This is a genomic window from Intestinibacter sp. (genome assembly GCF_022780145.1).
Taxonomy (GTDB): Bacteria; Bacillota; Clostridia; order Peptostreptococcales; family Peptostreptococcaceae; genus Intestinibacter.
In genome coordinates this window covers 1-7,408 of sequence record NZ_JALEXO010000044.1, presented here as the reverse complement: position 1 = coordinate 7,408, position 7,408 = coordinate 1, and the positions used below count along the sequence as shown (strand labels likewise).

At 31.4% G+C, this 7,408-nt stretch carries 7 protein-coding genes; all 7 read left to right on the top strand.

The window, feature by feature from the left end; translation table 11 throughout:
• Positions 1 to 179 precede the first annotated feature (179 nt).
• Positions 180 to 1,505 carry a 16S rRNA (cytosine(967)-C(5))-methyltransferase RsmB gene (gene rsmB, locus MR593_RS01715; protein ID WP_290686318.1) on the top strand — a complete coding sequence of 442 codons (1,326 nt, stop codon included), beginning with the start codon at positions 180 to 182 and terminating at the stop codon, positions 1,503 to 1,505.
• 8 nt (positions 1,506 to 1,513) lie between these two features.
• Positions 1,514 to 2,545: a 23S rRNA (adenine(2503)-C(2))-methyltransferase RlmN gene (rlmN, locus tag MR593_RS01710; RefSeq protein ID WP_290686315.1), complete on the top strand. Its 1,032-nt coding sequence runs from the start codon at positions 1,514 to 1,516 to the stop codon at positions 2,543 to 2,545.
• Between the two features lie 17 nt (positions 2,546 to 2,562).
• A complete protein-coding gene (locus MR593_RS01705; protein WP_290686312.1) occupies positions 2,563 to 3,315 on the top strand; it encodes a Stp1/IreP family PP2C-type Ser/Thr phosphatase in 753 nt (250 codons plus the stop codon).
• A gap of 12 nt (positions 3,316 to 3,327) precedes the next feature.
• Entirely contained in the window at positions 3,328 to 5,139 is a 1,812-nt protein-coding gene (pknB, locus tag MR593_RS01700; RefSeq protein WP_290686309.1) for a Stk1 family PASTA domain-containing Ser/Thr kinase, read from the top strand.
• A 76-nt stretch (positions 5,140 to 5,215) separates the two neighbouring features.
• Positions 5,216 to 6,097, top strand: a complete 882-nt coding sequence (gene rsgA, locus MR593_RS01695; protein ID WP_290686306.1) for a ribosome small subunit-dependent GTPase A — start codon at positions 5,216 to 5,218, stop codon at positions 6,095 to 6,097.
• 3 nt (positions 6,098 to 6,100) lie between these two features.
• Complete coding sequence (gene rpe / locus MR593_RS01690) at positions 6,101 to 6,757, top strand: ribulose-phosphate 3-epimerase (protein ID WP_290686303.1); 657 nt, start codon at positions 6,101 to 6,103, stop codon at positions 6,755 to 6,757.
• Between the two features lie 12 nt (positions 6,758 to 6,769).
• Positions 6,770 to 7,408 (top strand): thiamine diphosphokinase (locus tag MR593_RS01685; protein ID WP_290686301.1); only part of this gene is annotated, 639 nt, incomplete at its 3' end.

Sequence of the window (7,408 nt, the reverse complement as noted above, 5' to 3'; positions counted from 1 at the left end):
TCTACTTATGTTGCAGCAGCAGCTACAGCAGTACTTCAATTATTACGATTAATTACAATTGCCAACAGAAGAGATGATTAGGCCAAAAATATGGTAATATAATAAGGGAGTGTTGCAGAGTGCGATTATCAAAATTTATTTTGTGACACGCCCTTAATTTGATTAAGGAGAAATTTTTTATGAAATCGAGAAATTTAGCTTATAAGGTTTTATTTGACATTGAAAAAAATCAAAACTACTCAAATATGGCTATAAATAAGCATTTTAAAGATTGTAATCTAGATAGTAGAGATAGAGGCTTTGCGACAGAAATCGTATACGGAGTTGTAGAAAACAAAATTTACCTAGATTATATAATAGATAAATTATCAAAAATAAAGACAAATAAATTAAATACAAAGGTAAAAATACTTCTTAGAATGGGAATTTATCAAATTTTATTTTTAGATAGTGTATCAGATTATGCAGCAGTCAATGAAACTGTAAACCTAGTGAAAAAACTAGACAATAGATCTTCAGGATTTGTAAATGCAGTCCTTAGAAATGTCATAAGACAAAAGGACACTATTGGAGAAGTTAAAATAAAAGATACAGTAGACAATCTATCTACTAAATATTCATACGACAAATGGATAATTAGAAACTGGATAAGCCATTTTGGAAGAGAATTCACAGAGGATTTATTAGAAGCTAATAGCGAAAAACCTAGTATGTATTTGAGAGTAAATACATTAAAGACGACTAGAGATGAATTAATAAAATTACTAGAAGAGCAAGATGTTAACTGTGAAAAGGTACCTTTTTTAGAAGAAGCTGTAAAGGTAAATAACCTTAAAAATATAGAAAACAACGAGCTATACAAAAAAGGATTTTTCACAGTACAGGATGTAAGCTCTATGCTAGTTGCCAAGGTATTAAATCCTAAGGAAGGTAGCGAAGTACTAGATGTATGCAGTGCCCCAGGAGGAAAGACTACTCATATAGCTACACTTATGAACAACACTGGACATGTAGTATCTAGAGATATATATGAGCACAAAATAAAATTAATAAAAAGCTCAGTAAAACGACTTGGACTAAAAAACGTAGATGTAGAATTATTTGATGCGACTAAATTAGACAAAGACAGCGTAGATAAATTCGACTATGTACTTGCAGACGTACCTTGCTCAGGTCTAGGAATAATAAGACGTAAGCCAGAGATTAAGTACAAACAAAAAGAAGAGGTCAAAGACCTTCCTAAACTACAAAAAGATATACTTCAAAATGCTTCCAAGTATGTTAAGGTAGGTGGAACATTAGTCTACAGCACATGTACAGTTCAAGATAACGAAAATATAGAAGTAGTGGAGAGCTTTTTACAAAGCAACAAGAGATTTGAACTCGATAAAATCGAAAATATAAATATAGATTTAGAAAATGAAGAAAAAGGTTATATAAAAATTTATCCAAATGTACACGGCATGGATGGATTTTTTATAGCTAAATTAAAGAGAGTAAGGTAGGTAAAAATATGGAAGATAAAAAAGTAGCCTTGAAAAACTTTACTGAAGAAGAATTAAAAGAATTTATGAAGGAAATAGGTGAAAAGCCATTTAGAGGAAGTCAAGTTTTTTCATGGATATACAAGGGCGCTAAAACCTTCGACGACATGAGAAATATTCCTAAGACTTTGAGAGAAAAATTAGAAAAAGTTTCTTATATAGGTAACCTAGAAACTGAATTGGTGTTAAAATCTAAAGTAGATAAAACTAAAAAGTATTTATTTTTATTAAATGATGGTAATATAATAGAATCAGTAATGATGGAATATGAAGACAGAGTTACAGCATGCATATCTAATCAAGTGGGATGTAGAATGGGATGCAAATTCTGTGCATCTACTATGGATGGACTTATCAGGAATTTAGAGCCTTGGGAAATTTTAGATCAAATAATGAAAATTCAAGAGGACACAGGAAAGAGAGTTTCTAACTTAGTATTGATGGGAAGTGGAGAACCACTAGATAACTTTGAAAACACTAAGCAATTTCTAAAAATTGTAAACGAGAAAAATGGTCTAAACATAGGATATAGACATATAACTCTTTCGACTTGTGGTCTAATACCGAAGATGTATGAATTAGCAGATTTAAATATACCTATTAATTTAGCATTATCTCTACATTCTCCTTTTGACGATAAGAGAGCTGAAATAATGCCAGTCGCCAAAAAATATAAAGTAAAAGATTTGATAAAGGCATGTCAAAACTATATAGACAAAACTAATAGAAGAGTAACTTTTGAATACTCTTTGATAAAAGGAGTAAATGATTCTAAGGTTGAATCTGATGAGCTAAGTAGACTTTTAAAAGGAATGCTATGTCATGTAAATTTAATTCCTATAAATAAAGTCGAAGAAAGGGATTTTGAAAGACCAGACAAAACTTATATTTACAAGTTTAGAGATGCCTTAGAAAAAAATAATATACCAACTACTGTAAGAATTTCCATGGGATCTGATATAGGAGGAGCTTGTGGACAATTGAGAAGGAAGCACAAGTAGAAAAAGGGGGTAACAATATGATTTTTAGTTTGGCGTCGGATATAGGCAAGGTTAGAAAAAACAACGAAGATTTTATAGATGCTAAAATCATATGTAAAGATGATAATACAAAAATAGGGATATTTGCTTTAGCTGATGGAATGGGTGGCCACAATAAAGGTGAAGTGGCTAGTTTAATGGCAGTAAATAGTATAATAGATTTTTTATCTCAAAATTTATCTCAATCAGGAAGTATAAAAATAGATTATTTCGATGATGTTATAAAACAAGCGTACAACTATGCTAATTGCAAAATATATGAAAAATCTAAAGAGGATGAAACCTTTTATGGAATGGGAACAACTTTAGTTACTGTAGTCATCTACAATGACGATATGTACATTGCAAATGTTGGAGATAGCAGATGCTATATACTTAGAGAAGATGATTTAAGACGTATAACTACAGATCATTCTGTAGTAGAGGATTTAGTCAAAATGCATATTATATCTGAAGAAGAAGCAATGACACATCCTATAAGAAATCATATAACTAGAGCCATGGGTACAGATGAGATGGTTATAGTAGATATATTTAGAGAAAAATTGCAACCAAACGATAAAATTTTATTAGCTACTGATGGACTTACAGGATATGTTGTAGATGATAAAATAAAAGAGCTTTTATCAAGTGACGACGATTTAGATAAAGTAGCACAAAATTTAATAGATTTTGCGAATGAAACTTCAGGAAAAGATAACGTATCTGTAATAGTAATTGAAAAGAGTTAGGATGGTGAGAGTGTGGAAGAAACAATTTTAGGTAATAGATATCAAATTATTAGAAAAATAGGCGATGGAGGGATGGCTTTTGTCTATCAAGCTAAAGATAAGCTTTTAAATAGAATTGTGGCTGTCAAGGTTTTAAGACCGGAATTTGCAGATGATGCAGAATTTTTAGCTAAATTTAAAAGAGAAGCAGAAGCTGTTGCAAATATAACACATCCTAATATAGTAAATGTTTACGATGTAGGTCAAGAAGATAAGGTCCATTATATAGTAATGGAGTATGTAGATGGGCAAAATTTAAAGGAAATAATAAAAAATGAAGGAGTTTTAGATGAATACACAGCCCTTGATATAACTAAGCAAATAGCTCAGGCTTTAAGTGCTGCACATAAAAAGGGAGTTATTCACAGAGATATAAAGCCACATAATATATTGATATCTAATGAAGGTAGACAGGTTAAGGTTGCTGATTTTGGTATAGCTAAGGCTGTTTCAAATTCAACAATTACGAATATAGGAAGTATAATAGGTTCTGTGCATTATTTTTCTCCAGAACAAGCTAAAGGACAACCGGTAGCAAAAAATGCTGACTTATATTCACTAGGTATAGTGTTATACGAGATGATAATAGGTAGAGTTCCATTTAGAGGAGATAGCCCTATATCTATAGCGCTTCAACATATAAACGAAGATATTGAGTTTACACAAGAGGAAAAGACTAAAATACCTCACAGCGTGAGAACTTTAATCAGTAAATTAACTGAAAAGTCTCCAGAAGACAGATATCAAAGCGCAGAAGAAGTAATAGAGGATATAGAATACATAGAAAAAAATATAGACTTAGATTTTATAAAAGAGTACGATAATTACGTGACTCAAAAGATAGACCAAGACAAATTGCTTGCAAAATCTAAGAATTATCATCCAAGTAAAAATAAAAATTATTATGAAGAAAATCTAGAAGACTATGAAGAAGAATATGACGAGGACGACGATGACTACTACGAAGAAGAAAGACCTAGAAAAAAATCTAGTAAACACAATAAAAATAGCACAAAGAAAAAAAGCAAAAAGAAAAAATCTAATAAAAAAGTAGTAATCGGTTTACTAGCTTTAGTTGCAGTTGTAGGTGTTTTATTCGTAGGGGCATCAGCACTTAAGGGATTGGTTGGATCTTCAGGAATTAACAATCAAGATCAAGTTGAACCATTTGATGTTCCTAATTTTGTAGGATTATCCATAGATGATGCTAATAAACAGGCGAGTGAATTAGGCATTAATTTACAACAATCAGAAGAATACAGTGCAGATGTTGAAAAGGGTCGTATAATATCACAATCTCCACAAACTGGTCAAGTAGAACCTGGAGATACTATAAATGTAGTTGTGAGCTTAGGTGGAAAAGAAGCTACTGTTCCAAACTGTATAGGATTTACGTATGAAAAAGCTAAAAAACTTATAGAACAAAATAATTTAAAAGTAGGTTCTAGAAGCTATCAATATAGTGAATCTTACGAGGAAGGTGTTGTAATAACACAAAGTCCAGTATCAGGAGCGAGTGGAGTTCTTGAAAACACAAAAATTGATTTAGTTATAAGTAAAGGTAAAAAGCCTAAAGATAATAGTGCAACCGACGATAATGACAATAATAATACGAACAACAACAATAACAATAATAACAATAATCAAGATAAGCCAGACACTCCAGATGAACCAGATAATCCAGATGAACCAGATAATCCAGATACTCCAGATACTCCGGATGAACCAGATACCCCAGAGGATCCAGATAGCAATACTGGTCAAAGTTCTGGAGTAAGCGATTGAGTTATAGACAAGATTAATTATATAGAATATGAATAAATTTAATTTAGAAAATTGATAAATATTTAGGAGGGCTTTAATGATAGACGGTAGGATAATAAAAGGTATTGGAGGTTTTTACTACGTAGAAACAAAAAATGGTCTTTATGAATGTAGGGCTAGAGGTATTTTTAGAAAAAATAAAATAACTCCTCTAGTTGGAGACCGCGTAAAAATTAGTATAGTAGATGAAGAAAATAAAAAGGGTGTAGTAGAGGAAATACAAAAGAGAGAGACAGAGCTTGTTAGACCTCCTATTGCAAATGTAAATAAGGCATTGATAGTCTTTGCTGTTAAAAATCCAACACCTCATTTATCTTTATTAGATAGATTTATATATCTAGCAGAGAGAGAAAATCTAGAAATTGTAATAGTACTTACAAAAATAGATTTAGACGACGACAATACTTTTGAAAAAATAAAAAATATCTACGAGCCTTGTGGATATAAAGTAATAGGCGTTAGTAATTTTGAAAAAATAAATATAGATAAAGTAAAAGAAGAGCTTAAAGACAATACTGTGGTATTTGCAGGTCCATCAGGAGTGGGGAAATCAAGCCTACTAAATGAGATAGACAGCAATTTCAAATTAAAAACAGGTGATGTAAGTGACAAAATAAAAAGAGGTAGACATACAACTAGACATGCAGAATTATTTGAACTTGAATTTGGAGGGCTTGTTGCAGATACACCTGGATTTAGCTCTTTGACACTCGACGATATAGATGATATAGAATTAAAGGAATATTTTATCGAATTTGAAGAGTACGACGGCTGTAAATTTGGCTCAAAATGTATTCATGAAAATGAGCCAAATTGCGCAGTTAAAGAAGCAGTTGAAAATGGAGAAATTCCAAAAGAAAGATATGAAAGCTATATACAATTATTAAATGAAATAAGACAAGGGAAAAGGAGATATTAAAAAATGGTTAAATTAGCACCTTCAATTTTATCAGCAGATTTCGCAAGATTATTAGAAGACGTAAAAAAAGTAGAAAAAGCAGGATGTGAATATTTACACATAGATGTAATGGATGGACATTTTGTACCAAATATTACACTAGGACCAGGAATAGTAAAATCACTTAGAAAAGATGTAGATATGGTGTTTGATGCTCATCTTATGATAGAAAATCCAGACAACTATATAAAACAATTTGTAGATGCTGGATGTGATATAATAGTAGTCCATCAAGAAGCATGTAGACATTTACATAGAACTATCCAAAATATAAAATCACATGGAATAAAGGCTGGTGTGGCACTAAATCCTGCAACTCCAATAGACACTATAAAATACGTATTACAAGACGTGGATATGGTACTTTTGATGTCTGTAAACCCAGGATTTGGTGGACAATCGTATATACCTGTAGTAACTGAAAAAATAAAAGAATTAAAATCTTTAATAGATGAAATGGGACTTGATATAGACATCGAAGTCGATGGTGGAGTAAAACCATCAAATATATCTGAAGTAGTAAATGCTGGTGCTAATGTCATAGTGGCAGGTTCAGCTATATTTAATACTGATGACATAGATGAAGCTGTAAAATCACTTAGAGAAAATGCTAGTAAGTAAGGTGATTTTAACATGAAAGTTTGTATAGTACTAAATGGAACTGTAAATAATTATAAGTTGACAAAAGAAATAATTGAGAGAGAAAACTACGATTATATTATAGGCGCAGATGGAGGCTGTAATCACTTAAATAATATGGGAATTTTGCCTAATTATGTAATAGGTGATTTAGATTCTATTGACGAACCGCTTATAAAGCATTACGAAGCTCATGATATAATATTCAAGAAGTTCCCTACTCATAAGGATCAGACAGATTCAGAAATATGCGTTCATCTAGCTAAGAGTTTAGATGCTACACAGATAGATTTTATAGGAGCTTTAGGTGGGCGTATGGATCATGCTCTTGCAAATATAGGTTTTATGTACCATGTTTATGAGATGGGAATAGAACCTAGAATATTGACTAGTGAAGAGGAAATTTTTATAGTACACAATGGTAAAAAAACTATAAAAGGTAGAAGAGGAGATACTATTTCTATAGTAGCACTTAAAAAAGATGCATTAGGAGTTACTTTAGAAAAGTTGGAATACCCTCTAGATAATGCGAGGGTAACTTATTTATCACCTCTAGGGATTTCAAATGTGATGCTAGAAGATGAATGTACAATAACTGTTGAAGATGGTTATTTACTTGTTATTAGAAATTTA

Bases quoted from the DNA above. Each gene is read 5' to 3' on its own strand.
- rsmB (WP_290686318.1), top strand. From the start codon at position 180: ATGAAATCGAGAAATTTAGCTTATAAGGTTTTATTTGACATTGAAAAA.
- rlmN (WP_290686315.1), top strand. From the start codon at position 1,514: ATGGAAGATAAAAAAGTAGCCTTGAAAAACTTTACTGAAGAAGAATTA.
- MR593_RS01705 (WP_290686312.1), top strand. From the start codon at position 2,563: ATGATTTTTAGTTTGGCGTCGGATATAGGCAAGGTTAGAAAAAACAAC.
- rsgA (WP_290686306.1), top strand. From the start codon at position 5,216: ATGATAGACGGTAGGATAATAAAAGGTATTGGAGGTTTTTACTACGTA.
- rpe (WP_290686303.1), top strand. From the start codon at position 6,101: ATGGTTAAATTAGCACCTTCAATTTTATCAGCAGATTTCGCAAGATTA.